The following is a 16765-nucleotide window of genomic DNA, read 5'->3' as shown; positions in this document are numbered from 1 at the left end:
GGACCCACGCCCGACGCAGGCCTGCCGCCCGGGGGACGCAACCCTCGCTCAGCCCAGCACCAGCAGCACCGCCAGAGCGACGAGGAGGGAGTCGATCCGGTCCAGCAGACCACCCGAGCCGGCAAGCCAACGGCCGGCGTCCTTGGCACGGGCACCCCGCTTGACCATCGACTCCAGCAGATCCCCGAGCGGGCCGCCGACCGCCACGGCCACCGCCGTCTGCCACGTCAGGGACGACAGCACGGCGAGCGCGCACAGACCCGCCGCCGCCCCGGCCAGCGTGCCGCTCCACCGCTTGGCGGGCGACAACGGGGAGAGCCGGGGCCCGCCGAGACGGCGACCCGCCGCGTACGCGACGATGTCGGCGATCGACACGGCCACGAACAGGACCAGACCCAGAGCACCCAACGGCACCAGACCGGCCAGAGCACCCAGCCACACGAGCCCCAGCAGACCCGCCCCCAGACGGCGCAGCCCATGCTCCGCATCGCCCGACAACAGGGGCACCCCGGCGATCGCGAGCGCCCCGACCGCCGCCACCCGGACCACCTCCCCGGGAGCCAGCCACGCGCTCAGCACGAGAGCGACCACCGCCGCGCCGAGCACCGCCCGGTCCCCCGCACCCAGCCGCAGCAGCCCGCCGAACTCCACCACCGCGACCACCCCGACCACGGCCGCGAGCACCGCGATCCCCGCCGGACCGGCCCAGAACGCGGCGCTGACCAGCGGTACCCCGAGCGCCCACACGCACCAGCGGACCATCAGCTCACGCCGCCCGGACGCCACCACCGCCAGCCCTCCCACCGCCAGCGCCCCGCCGAGGTACGGCACCACAGCGGCGACCGTCGTCACCGCAAGACCCGCCCGCCCAGCCCGCCCGGCACGCCCGACGCCACCGCCGCGCGCAGCGCCTCCAGGGCGCTGCGGCACGCCGCCACGATCCGCGCGTTGTCCGCCGTGTCCCGAACCGCGACCCGAACGGTCCGCCCCTCGTACGCCGGCGACATCGGCGACAGGTCCCGCACGTACACGTCGTGGCGGCGGCACTCGCCCACCAGCCGGGCCGCGCTCGGCCCGCCCGGCGGCAGGCTCACCGTCAGGAAGTTCGCCACCCCCTCCTCGACCGAGGAGAACCCGTCGAGCTCCCTGAGCCCGGCGGCGAGCCCCCGGCGCAGAACATGGGTCCGCGCCCAGCGCTCCGCGTAATACCCGGGGTCGCGCAGCGCCGTCACGGCGGCCAGCTGGGCCGGCAGGCTCACCGGCCACGGCGGCGTCCAGCGGCGCAGCTCCCCGGCCGTGTCCGGGTCGCTCACCAGATACGCGGCCCGCATCCCCGACAGCGCGTACATCTTCGACAGCGACGTGCAGACCACGACCCTGGAGTCGACCGAGGCGAGCGGGGCCAGCGAGTCCGCCGGATCGACATAGCCCAGGTACGCCTCGTCGATCCACCACCGGGTCCGCGCGGGCGAGCCCTCGATCACCGCGCGCAGCGCGTCGGCGGACACGTGGCGGCCGGTCGGATTGTTCGGATTGACCACCACCACCAGGTCGTACCGTCCACTGCGGGTCGCGGCGGCGAGCCGGCCCGGATCGAGCAGCCAGCCGTCCTCCCGGCGCAGCCGCAGCCGGTCCACCCGGCAGCCGATCACCCGCTCGGTGACATGGGCGTACTCGCCGTAGCCCGGATCCAGCAGGAGCACCCGGCTGCCCGCCGTCAGCCACCGGCCGAACGCCCGGAAGATCAAGTCGGACGAGCCCGCCCCGACGACCAGCGACTCCACCGCCAGCCCCCGGACCCCGGCGATCTCCGCGAGCAGCCCCTCCGCGCCCGTCGGCGGCGAGGTCCGCGCCACCCACCCCGGATCCTGCGTCAAGACCGCGTGGACCCCCGGGGACGGCGGGAACCAGGCGTCCAGTACATCGGCCCCCACCACCTCATGACGACGCGACAGCGTCCGAAAGTCCGTACCGATCGCCGAAAAGAAGGCACCGCCGTGCTCACAGCCGTCCGCGCGCGGCGCGAACGCCACGTCCAACCGCCAGTCCAGGCCCGCCCGCAGCCGCTCCAGCGTCCGCCCGTAGCGCTCACCGACCGTCCTCGAAAGCTCGGCCACGCACCCGCTCAGCACCTCGAAGGAGACGGCACCCGAACGGACCGTGCGCCCCACCGGCCGCAGCCCGACGCCGAGATACATCTCGAGCAGCTCCGTGCGCCCCATCGCCACCACCCGCCGGCCGCCCCGCGCCGCGACCCAGCGCAGCGCCGCGTACATGAGCAGCGGCGCCGCCACGGTGGACCGCCAGCGCTCCTCGACGGTCAGGACCCGGATCTCGAACGGCGCCTCCTGCGCCAGGACCGGCAACTCCTCGCGCGTCACGTACTTCTCCAGCGCGTAGCGGCCGACCCACGGCGGGGTCAGACTGACGAAGCCGATCCGCGTCCGCCCGCGCGCGGCCACGAGATACACGTTGTCGCCATCGAGCCCGTCACTCAGCCGCCCCGACGGATCCACCGGATGCTGCCCCAGCTCCCGCGCGTACACACGATGACGCAACTCGTGGATCCAGTCGTAATCCCCACCCGTGGCAGCGCGCAACTGCAGGGCATGGTCCATGCGTGTCTCCCTGAGACGATCCGACGTTCGCGCATCAGCATGGAGCAGCCCGGCCGACGACACCTGAGTACGCGTACTCACCCCGACGACACGAAAGCCGGACCCCCTCAAGCCCCGAGCGCGCGGCCGAGCAGCTCGGCCGCGTTGGTGCAGAGAAGGACCAAGATCAGACGGTGCGACACCACCGAGGCGATCATCGGCCCCATCACAGGCACCCTCGCCCGCCCGCAGCTACTCGTCCTCGGCCGCCACGATCAGGCAGGTCGGCTGTGCGCGGTCGGCCGCACGGTGCCCTGCCCTGGACGGGCGTCACGTTCGCCTCGGCGTGGGGGAGCCGTGACGTCCTGGACGTCACGCTGGTCCGCCCGGACCTGGTGGCGGAGGTGAGCGCGGACAGGGCGGTTGACCAGGGTGTTTTTCGGCACCCGCTCCGGTTCCAGCGGTTCCGCTTGGATGTGACGGTGGAAGACGTGCCGCGGTTCGGGCGGGGGGCTGCCGCGGCGGCGGGCTGAGTACGCGGCAGGGGCTGGCCACCGGGGTAGGTGGCCGGCCCCTGCGCAGGCTGTCGGGTCAGCTCTGGAAGCGGTCGCGGGCGTCGTTTGCGGCGTCCTTGAGCTGTTCCTGTCCCTGCTGGGCGCGCTCTTCGGCCTGCTGGCGGCGCTCCGAGGCTTCGTCCTGGGCGGCTGCCCTGGCCTTCTGTGCCTGTTCCTTGAGCTGTTCTGCCTTGTCCTGGAACTGGTCCTTGATGCCCATGGTTCTCCTCGCCAATCGGGTTCGGGGGCCTTTCCATGACCTCATTTCCGCCGCTGGCCGTCGCCCTGGCTTGGGCCGTCCGGGTGGTGCGGCGGGGCTGTGACCTGGCGGTCGTGGGGCCGGGCTTCGTGTCCTCCGCAGGGGTGAATCCGGGCCTCGCGTAAGCGTAGGCGGCTTGTGCGGTGCGCTCCCAACTCGCCCCAGAATCAGGGCTATTGCCAGAAAAGGGGATCTTTCGGCATGTTTCCGGCGCGGCCCGATGGTCGGGCCGCCGATGGGGCACGACGAGCTGGAACCGGGATGCCTCCGCCTACACCCCGCTGCGCTTCCCGGGCCAGTACTACGACCCCGAGACCGGCCTCCACCACAACTACTTCCGCACCTACGACCCGGAGACGGCCCGCTACCTGACAGGCGACCCACTGGGCCTCGCGCCGTCCCCGAACCCGGTCGCCTACGTCACCAACCCACACGTGTGGGCGGACCCACTGGGCCTCAGCCCCTGCCCGGAGAAGGGCGAGGAGCAGAAGGCCCTTCCCCCGGCCAGGCGTGAACCTCCACACCTGGAGGGGTCGCCGATCCTCGCCCGCTTCGCCAAGCCAGGAGAGGAGTTCAACATGGTGATCTCGCAGGGCCAGACCCGACCGGGCGGGTTCGGTACCTTCGACAACGTCCCCAACCAGCAGTTCGTTCGAGATCAGCTGGCCGTCCGCACCGACTGGAAGGACGACGTCTCGCTCCTGCAGCGCTACCGCATCTCGGACGGTGACCCGATCCTCGTCCAGGAGAGCATCATCGGACCCCAGACGGACCCGAAGCTGGGCCATCTGCCCGGCGGCGGAACTCAAATAGAGATCATGGAATTCGGAGACCGAGCCCGGCTGATCCCAGTCGGCCCACCCACGGAGATCCCCAAGTGACACAAGCCGATCCCGACGTCGTAGTCGCCTGGACCCGGGGCGACAACATTGTCCGGTGGAGCGGCCCCGCCGGGAACGTCGAGAAGTCGTACGAGCGTCCGCCACAGGACGTCATGGCGTGGCGGGAGTACGACGAGACGCTGGTGCTGGTGGTGGAAGCCATCAACACTGCACCGTTCACCCCGTCGGACAACGCGGTGGTCTACCGAGCCGACGGCTCGGAGCGGTTCCGGCTGCACCCGCCGCGCGACCTGGTGTACGACCCGAACGACATGCACGGCTTCTACACCGCCTTCCCACAGGAGGGTCGACCGCTCGTGATCATGGTCACGCGCAACGCGGGTGATTTCCAGGGCCGCATCGACCTTCAGACCGGCGAGATCGTGGACACCAACACCTGGCGATAAACCAGAGAATGAGTCCAGCGGCAGAAGCAGAACCCGACGTCGTGGTCGCCTGGACCCAAGGCGATAACACGGTCCGATGGAGCGGCCCCACCGGGAACGTCGAGAAGTCCTACGAGCTTCCGCCCGATTCGTCATGGCGTGGCGCGAGTACGACCAGACACTGGTGCTCGTGGTCGAAGGCGCCAGGGGTGCAATAGCCACTGCGGGGAGCCGCCTTCGGACGGGCTGCTCCCAGCCGCCGTGGCGCTGTCGACCGCGGGCAGGTCCGGCAGCCGTCACACGTCGCCGGTCACCGGCCCCGGTCGGCAGCATCCAGCCCGGCTCCGGCCGGAGTAGGCCGGGTTCTTGCCTGTGGTGCTATGCCAGATGATTCTTCGGTTGGGGCTGGGCGTCGAGGAGTGCCCACCAGGCGTGGCCGTCATGGTCGGTGTGGGCGCCGCAGGCGTCGACGGTGCGCAGTACCGCCACCTCCGCCGGAACGGGTCCCACATCGTCCTGCTTGCCGGTCTGATGATTGAGGACCACGACGAGGATCTTGGCGTTCTGGTCGGCGAGGTGGACGCTGACGCGTTTCCCGCCGGCTGCCACTGCAGTGTGGACCAGGCCGTGGACTGTCTTGAGGAAGTCGTGCTCGTCCAGCAGCGGGTAGTCCCACTCGGCGACGGCGAGCGCGGCTTGTCCGGCGGCCTTCTTCGCCGCCCACTGGTCCGCACGGAACGCCAGCACCCGCGCCCGCCGGCTGGTGACGACCAGCCGGGGCGGCACCCCGGTGAGCGATTTCGGCTTCGTCGCCGGCTGCGGCCGCGGCGGCTCCACGGGCTTCTTCTGCGGCGGCGGCGACTTCGGAGGAAAATTCGGCGGAACCTTCCCACCCCTGGCTTCCACAACCTCGCTCATACCCCACCACGCTACGCCGGTTGGCCGCCGTCACACACCGGCATCGACCACAGCGGTTCACCGCGTGCGGCGGCGAGGACGCCCCGCTCGTGCCCATCGCGGGGTCCGAGAGCCCGGAGCCGCACGGCCCCCTTGGGGCTGGTGCTTTCACCAGACCCGGGCCATTGGGCCGGGCGCGTGCGGCACGCTGGAACCGGCTGGGCCGACACCGATCCGGCCCGCACACGCCGGAGGACGGGAAGGGGGCGGTGGGGTGGACCGGACGCTGAGGGCGTTGCAGCGCCGCGCCGCGGCCCGCGGCCCGAACCGACTCCTCCGTAGCTGCTGCCTTCGCCTCGCGGCACGCCGATGTGCGATCTGGCGGAGCCCTCCGATGCCACGTGTCCCGGTCACTCCACCTATGCCACACTCCCCGGCAAAGGCGGCTGAGAAGCCACACCGCGAGACCACCCGCATGGAAGAGAGCTCCACGAGCACCTGGCCGAGCTGATGCAGGCCTGGGTGGCGATCCCACCCCGCTAGGACGGGCCGGGAGCAGGGAGGCAGGGGCTACGGCGGGGGCTCGGTCCAGGTCTCCGGGCCGCCGCCGCGCCACTCCACGACCGCAGGGTTGGTCAGGTCGAGTTCTTCGGCGTTCTCCAGCCCAGCCTGATGGTTTGCGGGGGAGCGTCAGCGGAACATCGCCATCTGAATGTCAGTGGCGCAGCCCTAGTGACCTGGTAGTTGACACTGACAGTCAGCGCGCACCTGCCGCTGACACGAGTGACGACTGGCAGGTCATTCTCACGCCGACTGCCAGTTACTTCGAAGGCCGCGCCACCGCCGAGAGCCAGAACGGCGATGGCAAGACCGACATCCTCCTGCGTATCGCCGACCGGAACACCCTGATCGTCGAGTGCAAGATCTGGAGGGGCCCCGCCATGGTCGACGGGGCGCTGGACCAGCTCCTGCGGTACGTCGACAACGGCACCACCCGCACCGTCCTGATCTTCTTCGTGCGCACCAGCGACTCCGAGGCCTCCATCAAGCAGGCGATCAAGGAGATCGAAGGGCATCCCAACCACGAGCCCACCGACCGCGCTCTGGCCGACACCGAACGGCAGTGGTCCTTCACCGTCCGGGGGAACGGCAACCCCGGCACAGCCCCCCGCGCCGACGTCGCCTTCCTGCCCATCGTCGTCGCCTGAACCGGCCGCCGGACGGTCGGCATGCCGACAGACCGCGTCCCGGCCGCGTAGGGACGTACGGCCGCCGTGCTGAAACGACCGTCTCGGGCCGGGCGCCCCGGCCTGTGGGTCAGAACGCGTGGTCTCCCCGGGGGTTCGGGTTCGGGATCCGTCCCGGCGTCGGCCGTTTCGCAGTACGCACGACGGGGGAGCAGGCCGGATTCGAACCGGCGTCATCCCCTCCTGACAAGAGGGCGCGTCTACCTCTGCGCTACAGCTCCCCCGCCGCGGTACGCGCACCCTATGCGTTCCAGCCAGGACCCGCGTAGCGGGTTTTCAAGCCTGTTGTCGCAGCCGTGCAGCGAACGGCAGCGCCGCATCCAGCATGACCACACGCTGCCCGCCCAGCCCTGCGCCCCGGCCGGTCTTGTGGAGCCGGGCGACTGACAGCCTGATGAGGATCAACTGACTGTCGCCCGCGTGCAGAACAGCGGCTGGTGGCTCACCGGACGGGCTGGGCTCCACCCGGCCCGTGCCGGAATGAAGTGTGCGGGACAGGCCCCGGTCCCCGGTCACGGGACGCAGTACGGCCGGGGCCGCCCTGCACCAGCCGGCCAGGCGTGTTGCGCCCGGCCTGCGGTCAGGTCAGGCGCAGGTCGATCCAGGGCACGGTGTCGCCGTCGCGCAGCAGATAGCGTTCGACCTCGACGAAGCCGCGCTGCTCAGCGAAGCGCAGCCCGTCCGGGTTGGAGGCCAACACCACGGTCTCGATGACCTGAGCGTCCAACGCGCGGGCCTGGCCCAGGGCGCGCTCGTAGAGGCGGGAGCCGAGGCCATGGCGGCGGTGTTCGGGCAGGACGCGGGCGATGACCGTGGTGGTGGCGCCGTTGTCGCCGGTGGGCGGGCGCACGGTGGTGCAGCCGACCAGGACGTCGCCGAGGTAGGCAACTTCCATGCGGTTGCGGCCGGTGCGGGCACGGACGTCGTCGAAGGACAGCACGTCGCCGGGGATGATCAGGTTGTGGACGTACTGCCAGTCGTGAATCGAGGCGTCGTCGTCCACCGCTTGGATGCGCAGGTCGGTCATCGGCCCAGCAAACCGGTGCGCGCCGCGGCGCGTCAACCGCGATTGCTGTGTGGGGAAGTGCACGTCAGGGCCGCGAGCGGCAGAGCAGGGGGAGCCTGGGACCTGCCCGGCGGGTCACGCACGCTTCCGCGACGGGCTGGCACGGCTCCATCCCCGCCCGTGCCGAAGTGGAGTGTGCGGGACAGGCCCCGGTCACGGGACGCAGTACGGCCGGGGCCGCCCCCCACAGTCGGCGCAGGAGAGGCCCGGCGCGCTGCGCCCTGGCCTGCGGGTCAGGACGAGGCGGCCGGCCATGAGCGGTCTCTATGGTGTTCGGGATCCGTCCCGTTGCCGTTGCCGACGTTTCTTCTGCCTCGCCGGGGTTCTCAACACGGCCTTCCCAGGGGTGCAGGTACAGCGGCCGTTCGCCCTGACCTGGGGAAACGGGTGTGACGCGGACGGGTTGGCTGACGTAGGTTCCTGCCTGGCCCGCCCAGTCGGGCGCGCCCGTTTCATGTCCTGTATCCGTGGGGGTTCTTCAGCATGTCCGCAGCTCCGGTCGGTCCGCCGACCCCAGCCCCGTCCCCGTACGCCGCGCCTGACGTGAAGGGCGTACGGCTGCGCTCTCCCGTGGGCCTGGCCACCGCGCTAACTGCACTGTTTTGGCTGGTCATCGGACTCGCCGCGTATGCCGTGTACGCCGACTGGAACATGCGCACGCTCATGGAGCGGCTTCTCGCGGACTCCGCCACGGTCAGTGATGCCGAGCTCGACCGAGGCCAGAGACTGACCGGTCTGGTCGGCACGATCCAGGGCAACGCCCTGATCGTGACGGGCATCGTCTTCATCGTCTGGTTCCACCGGGTGCGCACGAACGCCGAAGTCTTCGCGCCAGGCACGGACAAGCTCTCGCCGGGCTGGGCGATCGGTGCCTGGTTCGTACCGTTCGCCAACCTCTGGCTGCCGTACCGGATCGCCGTGACCACCTGGGGGTCGAGCATGCCCCTCGGGGCCGACGGGGGTTACCGGCGTTTCCCGTTGACCCTGGTCAACCTCTGGTGGGGCGTGTTCGTCCTGTCTCGGGTCCTGGGGTGGTACGGGGGCATGTCCTACAGCCGTGCCCAGAGCCCCGACGCCGTGCGCGACGCGGCCACGACGATGCTGGTCGGCGACGTTCTCGACATCGCGGCGGCCTTCCTCGCGGTGCTCTTCGTGCGCAGGCTCACGGCGATGCAGCACGCCAGGGCCGCGCAGGGACCCGTCGTCGCAGCGGTGTAGCGGGGCGAGGGACAGGCCCCGGTCCCCCACCACGGGACGCAATACGGCCGGGGCCGCCCCTCGGCCATCGAAACTCCCGAACAGGTACGGGAACGGGTCCTGGAAGCCGCCGCGTACATCCCCGTCGCGTAGCTCGGCACCTGCGACGACGCCGGCTTCTCCCCGTACGCCGACGACACCTCCACCACACGTGACGTCGCCTTCGCCAAGATCGCAGCGCGTGTACAGGGCACCGCACTCGCCTCCCGGACCCTCGGGCCTGTCACCGCGATCGGAACCGCCCCTGAGCAGCGGGCGGGAGGGCCGAACGGGTCCCGGGTGACGTGGACGCCGCGCCGGTACGGTGAGCCCCTGTCCGGGGTTGAGCCGGCCCGAGGCCCGGGGCGGTCGGCCCGCCCCGAGCCTCACCGGGTTCGAATGCCGGTGCCGCTAGCCGGGGTTGACCGCGAAGCGCACGGACCGGACCAGGAGGTCGTCGCGCGCCGGGCTGCCGTGTGCGCGCAGCTTCCACTCCGGGCCCTCGCAGTTGGCGCCGGCGTAGACGACCACGGCGGAGTCCGTGTCGTTGTGCGGGCCGTAGCCAGGCTGTTCGTCGTCGTCGCTGACGGCGTGGAGGTTGACGCACTTGCCGCTGTGCGGGTCGTGCAGGGTGACGTGCTGCTCCTGCCCGTATCCGTCGACGTACTTGTAGTGGAAGTAGCCTTCGGCGGCGAGGGCCGAACCGGGCAGCGACAGGACCAGGGCGAAGGCCGCCAGGGCAGCGGCGGCGGTGGTGCGGAGCTTCATGAGGGAGAGGATCCCTTTCCGGGAAGGCGGGTCGGGCATTGCGGGCACGACCCTAGGGGGGCTCCGACCGGCGAATCGATCCTCCGTGATCCCACGGCGTGGCGGGCTCCGTGCCACCGGACCCTTCCGGTCACGGCACTAGCCGGACAGCCAGGCCGCACCTCGTCCACCGAGCCGGTCTGTGCACGAGGACCTCGCCTTCGCCGAGATCGCAGCCACCGTATGCGCGACGGTCGGGGCCGGCTGCGCTGCCCGCCTCGGCAGGGGCGCCAGCCGGAGCTGCGGACGGAGGTTCGGGCAGGCGCGAGAGGGGCAGGGCCGGCCGGGCGCTGGGATGAACGGGTCGGAGACCCGCGGGGTGCTTGTGGTCCGCCGGCACGGTGGCGGACCAAGCCTCGAAGGCCGGGCCGGGGGCGGGTTGGACGGTGACGCATCCGCAGGCCGCGAGAGGCGCGGCGAGGAGCAGGGGCAGAGACCAGCGGCGCATGCCGTCACCGTGCCGCAGCCGGCCCCCCGAGCGCGCCTGACGGCCCCGCCCGACCCCCTCGGACGGATGACGCGACGGCCGTCTTGCAGGCCCGCCTCAGGCCGATCTGGCCGACCCTGGAAGAGGGGCCGGCCAGCCGTGAGGGGAGCCTTCGCCGCCCTCGCTCCCGCCCCTGTGGCGCACGCTGATGAGTACACGCTCACGCAGGCCATTTCACCTCCCTGCCGATCGCCGAGGAGATCCGCGACCGCTACAAGCGCGAGCTGTACCCGCACTGGAAGGACGACGACAAGAACGGCTGCCCGGCAAGGGCAGATCTGTTGATCGCTGAGGCGATCGAGGCTCCCACGATCGGCGCGAACTGCGCCCTGACCGGGGGCGTCTGGCACTCGTATCACGACGACGTGCTTGCGCAGGGTCCGGCCGGGGTGGACATCGACCACATGTGCCACGCCCCACGCCCCTGGGTGGGCCAACCATACGAAGGGCTCGCCCGGTCCCGCAGCACAACGTAGGGACCATTGAGCGCAATCGGGGCGGCGCGGTCGGCGGTCATGGCCTACGCACACCCGACCGAGGCGGTCGCCGCGGGTGTCCTCGTGCTGGGCGAGCCCGTTCAACGCGGCTGCCGCCGGGAGTGGCGCCGATCCGGCCGGGCAGCGTGCCGGCGGTCTGTCGGCCCCGTCGTCAGCTCCGTCGTCAGCTCCGGCTCAACCGCCGCGCGATGGCCTCCAGCAGCTCATCCAGCGCCGCCTCGCGTGTCCGGCCCTTTGGTCGGGCCAGCCCTACCCGGCTCGGTGAGACCCCGCGGACTGGACGGCACACCACGTCCGGGTGGGAGTAGAAACGGGCCGTCGACGCCGGCGCCAGCGCTACGCAGCCGGCAGCCACCGCTCCGAGCCACTCGTCGGGCCGGCTGGTGACGGCGCCGACCCGGACCGGGTGCCCTTCCCGCTCCTCCGCCGCCAGCCAGTGCTCCCTCCAGGCTCCGGTCTCGGCTCCGGCCGCGACGAAGGGCTCGTCCCACAACTCCCGGAACTCCACCGTCCCGCTGTTCGCCAGCGGATGTCGAGCCGGCAGTAGCACCCCACGCTCCTCAACGAACAACTCCCGCACGTTCAGCCCCTCCTGCCCCGGAAACGGCAAACGCACCACTGCCGCATCCACCTCGCCCCGGGCCAGGCCGGCACTCGGGTCCGACCAGTCGAACTGACGCAGTTCCACCCGCCACCCCGGCCGCGCCTGGCGGAACTCGGCGATGACCTCGTGGACGGCGCCCACGGCGCCCGCGTCCAGGAAGCCCAGGCGCAGCATCCGCGCCGCCCGGCCGGTTGCCCGTACCGCCTCGTCCCAGCCGTCCAGCAGTGCGGGCACCCGCGCGGCGAGCTCTCGACCGGCCTCGGTCAGCGCCATCCCGGACCGCGAACGCGCGAAGAGCGGTACCCCGAGATCGTCCTCCAAACGCCGGATCTGCTTGGTCAGCGCGGGCTGCGAGACGAACAGTCTTTGCGCCGCCCCGGTCAGGCTGCCCTCCTCCGCCACTGCGGCGAAGTACCGAAGCAGGCGCGTGTCCACGTCCATGCCACCAGGTTATAGAAGCAGGTATTGGACGGTGCCGAAGTGCCCGCGGACCCTGAAGGCATGACCGGTACCCAGCTCGCATTCCTCGTCGTCACCTTGTTCACCGCCGCTGTCAACGTCGGTATAGCCGCAGCCGACCTCGCCGGGGCGCGCTTCGTGCTGGCCAACTCGGCGCAGGTGGGTGTGCCCCGATCCTGGCTGCCCTGGCTGGCCGCCCTCAAGCTGGCTGGTGCGGCGGGCCTCCTCCTCGGCCTCTTCGACGCGGCACTGCGCCCACTCGGTGCCGCCGCGGCCTGCGGTCTCGTCCTGCTCTACCTGGGCGCGCTCGCCTTCCATCTGCGCGCCCGCGTGCTCTACAACCTCGCGTTTCCCGGTTTCTACTTCGCCACCGCCGTCGCCTCGTTGGCCTTGACCGTGTCCTCCTGATCGGCACCGCTCAACGTTCGATGAGAACACTCAACCTTCGCTGCGACAGGTCAGTCTGGTGGCACAGCGCGGTGACGGCAGGGCTGGTCACACCGTGCGCGGCGCGGCGCGGCGCGGCACAGCTCGGCCAGGTCCACGCTGCCCGCGCCGGGGCCGGGTGAAGGCTGCGCCAGGCGGGGTGGTGTGGGCGTGCGCCGGGCCCACATCCTGACCGGCGAGAACTGCGAGAAGGGGGAATCGGATGGTGTGGACGGGCAGGCAGCGCCGGGCCGGTGGCAGTGCGCTGGCCGCAGCCGGCTGGTGGGCGCAGTGGTCCGGGTACGAGGTCGTGGGCGTGGCCTTGACCCTGCTGGCCGGTGGCGTGGTGCTGGGCGGTGCGTGGCGCTCCGGCGCCCTGCACCTCCCGCAGGCCGCCGAACCCCCGCCGGACACCCTGCCGGGGCCGCGGTCCTCGGCACGGGCCAAGGCGGACCAGGAACGCTCGATGCGACTGCTGAAGGCGATCGACGAAGCTGGCGACGCCGCTCCGGGGGAGATCACGGAGTTCGACCGGATCGTGCTCTACGGCGTCGCCGAACTTCCCGGCCGGGAGTACCCGCCACCGGGCCACGGCTACCCGCGCCCATGAACCCAATCGCGGATTTCAGTCCCGTCAGTCCCGTTGGCCCCGGAGGGACGGCCCGCCGACGGCGCCCCGTTCCAGTTTTCTGGAACAGGTGAGGGTGATTGCGGGGCAATCACCCGGCGACGACTGACGGCCGGGGTGATTGCCCCGCAATCACGAGGCGGCCCAGTCCATCCCCAGCTCGGCCAGAGCGGCGCGCTGCGCCTGGTCGAGCCGGTCGCGGCGCTGCTTCTGGTTGGCCAGCCACACCCCGACGCGGCGAATCTCCCCATCCGGCATCTCCTGCACACCGGCGCGCCCCGGCAGGGCGCCCTCCCGTGCGATGTACTGCTGGAGGGCCTCAAGGCCCTTGTGGAACGCCTCGCTGCCCGCGCGCGGCCTGCTGGCCGTAGCTGCCTTCGCGGTCGTCGTGCGCGCCCGCACAGCCTTCTTGATGCCGAGTTCGCCGAGCCGGCGCCGCTGCTCCTCGTTCAGCCGGTCCCAGGCCCGGCGTTGGGTGGCGAGCCAGCGTCCGACGTCCTCGCCGTGCCGGGTCACCCCCGGCACGATCGCGGCCGGGCGGGCGCCTTCGGCGAGGAGCTGGCTGAGGTAGGCGTAATGCCGCTGCCAGTCCACCGTCCACCCGAGCGTCCCCGGGTTCCAGTCGGGGTCGATCGCGGCGAGCGCGGCGGCCCGACGCTGCGCCCGGCCGGGGTCCTTGCCCAGTCCGCCGGGGCGGCGGATGTTCGTGAGGTACTGCCCGATCGCGATGTCGAGGATGGTGGCGCCCCGTGGGGCCGCGAGGGTCCCGTGCAGCTCGTAGTAGGCGCGGGCGGCGCCGAGGTTCTGCTCGAAGCCGGCGTCGGCGGTGTCCCAGACGATCCCGAGCTCCTCCAGCTCGGCCGCGCGCTCGCCGGTCATGGTCCCGGCCCGGTAGGCGCGCCGCTGATCGGACAGCCACCGCCCCAGCGGGAACGCCCCCTCCGGCTCGACGTGCTCGTAGGGTACGTCCAGGTCCCCCTCCCGCTGCCGGTACCGGTACGCGGCTTCGGCGCCCCGGCGCCAGTCCTGCCGCTCGGTGTTGATGACCGTGTAGCTGATCCACTTCGCGATCAGCGCCGGGTCCCGCGGGGCCGCGAACCGGAGCAGCAGCCGTGACTCCTCCTCGCCCTCCTCCGGTGCCTTCCCGACCGGCACAGACGGATCCACGATCCTCTTCTGGTTCGCCTGCGGAACAGCGAGCATTTCCACAGCCTTTTCATCATGCGCCCGAAGTCCAGCCAAAACCCGAATTAGCGGCCGGTATGAATTCGACGAAAGCATGTCCTCAGGCTTTTCGCCCTCCCGCAAGAACACGGGCACGATTAGGGTGGCCATCTTCCTTTCACCGGGCTTTTGCCGCAAGGCCCGGCCGATCGCCTGCACGATGTCGACGGCCGACCCCTTCGGGTCGATCAGGGCCACGCTGTCCGTCGCCCGAATATCAACCCCTTCACCGAGAACTCGGCAATTACTGAGCACCGCGCGCCCGGCCCGGCGGCCGAAGTCCGCGAGCACGGCCCGCCGGTGGGCGCCTTCGTGTTCCCCGCACAGCCACCCGGCCCACACCCGCTCCGGATGCCGGACGGGATCGACAGCGTGGAGCCGGCGGGCGACGCGGTCCAGTCCCGCGGCGAAGGCCTCCGCCTCCACGGTGCGGTGGTGGAACGTGATGGTGGTCTGCAGCCCGTGCGCGGCCATGGTCTCCAGGAGGGCGGTCTGCATCGCGGCGAGGCGCTGGCCGCGCAGCTGCTCCTCGTACCGCTCCTCACTATTCAGCCGGTCTGGCGTGACAACAGGGTCGGTGAGTTCCGCCACCACAATTTGATACTTCGCCAAAAGCCCCCGGGAAATAGCCGAAGCGAGCGACAACTCATAAACGACCGGCCCGAACACCCGCCTGTCGTCCATCGAGCACGCCAGTTCCTTCGGCAGCCGGTCCCAACGCGGCCGGGAAACATAGACCCGCCCCTCCGCCTCCGCCCCCTCACGCTCCCTGCGCTCCTCCTCCTCCTCCTCCTCCTCGGCGAGCCGGCGCGCCTCCTCCCGCGCCCGCTCCTGCGCCCAGGTCCGCGGCGGCCGTTCCATCCAGATCCGCGGGGTCGCGGTCATGTAGAGCCGGCGCATCGCCGGAATCACCTCCTGGCGGTGGACATCGGCCCACGCCTTCCCCGCCGACCCGGACGTCCGGTGCGCCTCGTCGACGACGACGAGGTCGAAGACGTCCATCGGCAGTCCGTACAGGCCCTCGTGGGCCTCGGCGATGACCGGCAGAGAGGCGTACGTCGCGTAGACCGTGACGGGGCCGCGCCCGTGCCACAGCCCCAGCTGCGGCGCCGACACGGTGGTCCGGACACCGAGCTGCCACAGCTGCGGGTCGTCCCCGAGCGAGCACACCGCGACCGCGGGCCCGGTGTGTCCGGCGAGCCGCCACTCCCGCACCGTCTGTGTCAGGAGATCGAGGGTAGGCAGGAGCACCAGGACCCGCCCGTGCCGGGCGAGCCGGAGCGCCGCCGCGGCCGCGATGAAGGTCTTCCCGGTCCCGCACGCCGCCACCACCGTGGCCCGCAGACCAGCCTCCGGAATCCGTTTCCCAGGAGGAATATCCAGCCCACGGACAATAGCCTCCACTGCCTCCTCCTGATGGGGTCGCAGCGCGATGTCACCGGTCTTATGCATTCGGCACTCCATGAAAATCAAGCGAAGAGAGGACCGCCGGAAGGGGATGGCACTTTTCTCGGGATGCTACACACTGCATCATTCGTATGATGCATACTCATGACTGTACCGGAACGAGGGTTGCTGTGAGCAGTCCTCGTGGATGAGGGGGTGTGTGCCGTGGCTCGGGGGCGGACACAACAGGAGGTCGACCAGGAGTTGCGTCGTCGGGCGCTGGCCGGAGAATCGGTGCCGGCGATGCTTGTGTGGCTGAAGGCCGATCTGGAAGCCAGGGGGCTTGATGCGGCCAACGGTGAGGTCGCGTTCTGCATGATCTCGACGTTCATGCACGTCTTCGGCCTGGGGCTCACCCCAGGCCGGCTGATCGCGAGCTGGGACGTTTTCAGGGGACACCTGAGCCTTGAGCAGCTTGTACAAAGGCTGGGCCCGTTGACCCTGCGCACCGAGGATTAGCCCATGCCGGCACACCGGCTGGGCAGCACACCGTCGGCATCCGGCGCGCCTCAGATGGTGTTGTACTGCTCAGGCACGGTGTCCGCGATCGGCGCTGAGGACATCACGATGTACGCGTCCCTGTAGGGAGCCTGTGTCTTGATGAGTTCGAATTGGTCCATGTCGTAGGTGCAGAAGCGCCGAAGGAGTGCCTTGAGCTGTTCCAGCTCGTCGTCTGTCAGGCTTCCGCCCGTGGTCCCGGTCTGATCGTTGTCCATGAGGGAACGATATTCGCCCCGAGGACAGCGACCCCCTACTGCCAGCGCCCGCGACCGCGGGCCCAAGCCCTGGAGGCGAAGCCGGAAGGGCTAGAGGGATGGGAGCGTCAGCGGACATCCCGAACGGGCCGGCAGGCCCGTCAATACCCGTGCTTGCGCGGGTACCTGGTGACGCGTCAGCGTCACCAGGCCGGCGCTTGCGCCGGCCCCTCCCCCGACGTCCGCAAGCGGACGTCGATTCCCGCGCTTGCGCGGGAATCTGGCGGAGCGTCAGCGGAGCCTTAGCCCGGAGCGCAGCGGAGGGCTTCACTCTCAGGCGCGCCAGCGCCTGAGACCCCGCTCCGCGGG

General features: G+C 71.0%; 16 protein-coding genes, 1 tRNA gene and 2 pseudogenes. 9 read left to right on the top strand and 10 right to left on the bottom strand.

The window, feature by feature from the left end:
- Positions 1 to 48: 48 nt before the first annotated feature.
- From ACZ4TV_RS32315 to ACZ4TV_RS32305, 3 genes are all read right to left on the bottom strand, one after another.
- The gene (locus tag ACZ4TV_RS32315; protein ID WP_468138770.1) at positions 49 to 852 is read right to left on the bottom strand and encodes a phosphatidate cytidylyltransferase; all 804 of its coding nucleotides are present in this window, start codon (positions 850 to 852) and stop codon (positions 49 to 51) included.
- On the bottom strand, positions 849 to 2618 hold the full coding sequence (locus ACZ4TV_RS32310) for an aminotransferase class I/II-fold pyridoxal phosphate-dependent enzyme (RefSeq protein WP_468138769.1): 1770 nt from the start codon (positions 2616 to 2618) through the stop codon (positions 849 to 851). Before ACZ4TV_RS32310 ends, ACZ4TV_RS32315 begins: the two co-directional genes overlap by 4 nt.
- Before the next feature lie 570 nt (positions 2619 to 3188).
- Positions 3189 to 3371 (bottom strand): hypothetical protein, encoded by a 183-nt coding sequence (locus ACZ4TV_RS32305; protein WP_468138767.1) that lies wholly within the window; start codon positions 3369 to 3371, stop codon positions 3189 to 3191.
- A gap of 35 nt (positions 3372 to 3406) precedes the next feature.
- Between ACZ4TV_RS32305 and ACZ4TV_RS32300 the strand changes: the two genes are divergently transcribed.
- The 3 genes and pseudogenes from ACZ4TV_RS32300 to ACZ4TV_RS32290 all read left to right on the top strand — a co-directional run bounded on the left by ACZ4TV_RS32300 (position 3407) and on the right by ACZ4TV_RS32290 (position 4698).
- Positions 3407 to 3535: a hypothetical protein gene (locus tag ACZ4TV_RS32300; RefSeq protein WP_468138766.1), complete on the top strand. Its 129-nt coding sequence runs from the start codon at positions 3407 to 3409 to the stop codon at positions 3533 to 3535.
- 111 nt (positions 3536 to 3646) lie between these two features.
- Positions 3647 to 3883 (top strand): annotated as a pseudogene (locus ACZ4TV_RS32295) (RHS repeat-associated core domain-containing protein); the annotation flags it as partial.
- A gap of 404 nt (positions 3884 to 4287) precedes the next feature.
- On the top strand, positions 4288 to 4698 hold the full coding sequence (locus tag ACZ4TV_RS32290; RefSeq protein ID WP_468138765.1) for a hypothetical protein: 411 nt from the start codon (positions 4288 to 4290) through the stop codon (positions 4696 to 4698).
- 357 nt (positions 4699 to 5055) lie between these two features.
- Here the strand turns inward: ACZ4TV_RS32290 and ACZ4TV_RS32285 are convergent, their stop codons facing one another.
- A complete protein-coding gene (locus ACZ4TV_RS32285) occupies positions 5056 to 5595 on the bottom strand; it encodes a hypothetical protein (RefSeq protein ID WP_468138764.1) in 540 nt (179 codons plus the stop codon).
- A 920-nt stretch (positions 5596 to 6515) separates the two neighbouring features.
- On the opposite strand from ACZ4TV_RS32285, the gene ACZ4TV_RS32280 reads away from it, so the two are divergent.
- Complete coding sequence (locus ACZ4TV_RS32280) at positions 6516 to 6782, top strand: hypothetical protein (protein WP_468138763.1); 267 nt, start codon at positions 6516 to 6518, stop codon at positions 6780 to 6782.
- 186 nt (positions 6783 to 6968) lie between these two features.
- Here ACZ4TV_RS32280 and ACZ4TV_RS32275 read toward each other — a convergent pair.
- Positions 6969 to 7042, bottom strand: a tRNA-Asp gene (locus tag ACZ4TV_RS32275).
- A gap of 359 nt (positions 7043 to 7401) precedes the next feature.
- The gene (locus tag ACZ4TV_RS32270) at positions 7402 to 7848 is read right to left on the bottom strand and encodes a GNAT family N-acetyltransferase (protein ID WP_468138762.1); all 447 of its coding nucleotides are present in this window, start codon (positions 7846 to 7848) and stop codon (positions 7402 to 7404) included.
- Between the two features lie 522 nt (positions 7849 to 8370).
- Here ACZ4TV_RS32270 and ACZ4TV_RS32265 point away from each other — a divergent pair.
- Positions 8371 to 9105 (top strand): DUF4328 domain-containing protein, encoded by a 735-nt coding sequence (locus ACZ4TV_RS32265; RefSeq protein WP_468138761.1) that lies wholly within the window; start codon positions 8371 to 8373, stop codon positions 9103 to 9105.
- 63 nt (positions 9106 to 9168) lie between these two features.
- Positions 9169 to 9363 (top strand): annotated as a pseudogene (locus ACZ4TV_RS32260) (5-methyltetrahydropteroyltriglutamate--homocysteine methyltransferase); the annotation flags it as partial.
- 171 nt (positions 9364 to 9534) lie between these two features.
- On the opposite strand, the gene ACZ4TV_RS32255 reads toward ACZ4TV_RS32260, so the two are convergent.
- Positions 9535 to 9891: a hypothetical protein gene (locus ACZ4TV_RS32255; RefSeq protein WP_468138760.1), complete on the bottom strand. Its 357-nt coding sequence runs from the start codon at positions 9889 to 9891 to the stop codon at positions 9535 to 9537.
- A 1186-nt stretch (positions 9892 to 11077) separates the two neighbouring features.
- Positions 11078 to 11959, bottom strand: a complete 882-nt coding sequence (locus ACZ4TV_RS32250) for a LysR family transcriptional regulator (protein WP_468138759.1) — start codon at positions 11957 to 11959, stop codon at positions 11078 to 11080.
- A gap of 60 nt (positions 11960 to 12019) precedes the next feature.
- Between ACZ4TV_RS32250 and ACZ4TV_RS32245 the strand changes: the two genes are divergently transcribed.
- Together ACZ4TV_RS32245 and ACZ4TV_RS32240 are read left to right on the top strand one after the other, a co-directional pair.
- Positions 12020 to 12385, top strand: a complete 366-nt coding sequence (locus tag ACZ4TV_RS32245) for a DoxX family protein (protein ID WP_356772235.1) — start codon at positions 12020 to 12022, stop codon at positions 12383 to 12385.
- A gap of 241 nt (positions 12386 to 12626) precedes the next feature.
- The gene (locus tag ACZ4TV_RS32240; protein WP_468138758.1) at positions 12627 to 13013 is read left to right on the top strand and encodes a hypothetical protein; all 387 of its coding nucleotides are present in this window, start codon (positions 12627 to 12629) and stop codon (positions 13011 to 13013) included.
- 150 nt (positions 13014 to 13163) lie between these two features.
- Here ACZ4TV_RS32240 and ACZ4TV_RS32235 read toward each other — a convergent pair whose 3' ends face one another.
- Positions 13164 to 15707 carry a helicase associated domain-containing protein gene (locus tag ACZ4TV_RS32235; protein WP_468138757.1) on the bottom strand — a complete coding sequence of 848 codons (2544 nt, stop codon included), beginning with the start codon at positions 15705 to 15707 and terminating at the stop codon, positions 13164 to 13166.
- Positions 15708 to 15845: 138 nt separating this feature from the next.
- Between ACZ4TV_RS32235 and ACZ4TV_RS32230 the strand changes: the two genes are divergently transcribed.
- Complete coding sequence (locus tag ACZ4TV_RS32230) at positions 15846 to 16160, top strand: hypothetical protein (RefSeq protein ID WP_468138756.1); 315 nt, start codon at positions 15846 to 15848, stop codon at positions 16158 to 16160.
- A gap of 50 nt (positions 16161 to 16210) precedes the next feature.
- Here ACZ4TV_RS32230 and ACZ4TV_RS32225 read toward each other — a convergent pair whose 3' ends face one another.
- Entirely contained in the window at positions 16211 to 16417 is a 207-nt protein-coding gene (locus ACZ4TV_RS32225; RefSeq protein WP_468138755.1) for a hypothetical protein, read from the bottom strand.
- Positions 16418 to 16765 lie beyond the last annotated feature (348 nt).

The organism is Streptomyces sp. NPDC028910 (assembly GCF_055564955.1).
The sequence above is the reverse complement of the archived record's forward strand: the minus strand, read 5'-3'. Positions and strand labels throughout refer to the sequence as shown.

Excerpts from the sequence above, each read along its gene's own strand:
- ACZ4TV_RS32310 (WP_468138769.1), bottom strand. The coding sequence starts at position 2,618 with ATGGACCATGCCCTGCAGTTGCGCGCTGCCACGGGTGGGGATTACGAC.
- ACZ4TV_RS32305 (WP_468138767.1), bottom strand. The coding sequence starts at position 3,371 with ATGGGCATCAAGGACCAGTTCCAGGACAAGGCAGAACAGCTCAAGGAA.
- ACZ4TV_RS32240 (WP_468138758.1), top strand. The coding sequence starts at position 12,627 with ATGGTGTGGACGGGCAGGCAGCGCCGGGCCGGTGGCAGTGCGCTGGCC.
- ACZ4TV_RS32250 (WP_468138759.1), bottom strand. The coding sequence starts at position 11,959 with ATGGACGTGGACACGCGCCTGCTTCGGTACTTCGCCGCAGTGGCGGAG.
- ACZ4TV_RS32225 (WP_468138755.1), bottom strand. The coding sequence starts at position 16,417 with ATGGACAACGATCAGACCGGGACCACGGGCGGAAGCCTGACAGACGAC.
- ACZ4TV_RS32285 (WP_468138764.1), bottom strand. The coding sequence starts at position 5,595 with ATGAGCGAGGTTGTGGAAGCCAGGGGTGGGAAGGTTCCGCCGAATTTT.
- ACZ4TV_RS32255 (WP_468138760.1), bottom strand. The coding sequence starts at position 9,891 with ATGAAGCTCCGCACCACCGCCGCCGCTGCCCTGGCGGCCTTCGCCCTG.
- ACZ4TV_RS32265 (WP_468138761.1), top strand. The coding sequence starts at position 8,371 with ATGTCCGCAGCTCCGGTCGGTCCGCCGACCCCAGCCCCGTCCCCGTAC.
- ACZ4TV_RS32270 (WP_468138762.1), bottom strand. The coding sequence starts at position 7,848 with ATGACCGACCTGCGCATCCAAGCGGTGGACGACGACGCCTCGATTCAC.
- ACZ4TV_RS32300 (WP_468138766.1), top strand. The coding sequence starts at position 3,407 with ATGACCTCATTTCCGCCGCTGGCCGTCGCCCTGGCTTGGGCCGTCCGG.
- ACZ4TV_RS32235 (WP_468138757.1), bottom strand. The coding sequence starts at position 15,707 with ATGCATAAGACCGGTGACATCGCGCTGCGACCCCATCAGGAGGAGGCA.
- ACZ4TV_RS32245 (WP_356772235.1), top strand. The coding sequence starts at position 12,020 with ATGACCGGTACCCAGCTCGCATTCCTCGTCGTCACCTTGTTCACCGCC.
- ACZ4TV_RS32280 (WP_468138763.1), top strand. The coding sequence starts at position 6,516 with ATGGTCGACGGGGCGCTGGACCAGCTCCTGCGGTACGTCGACAACGGC.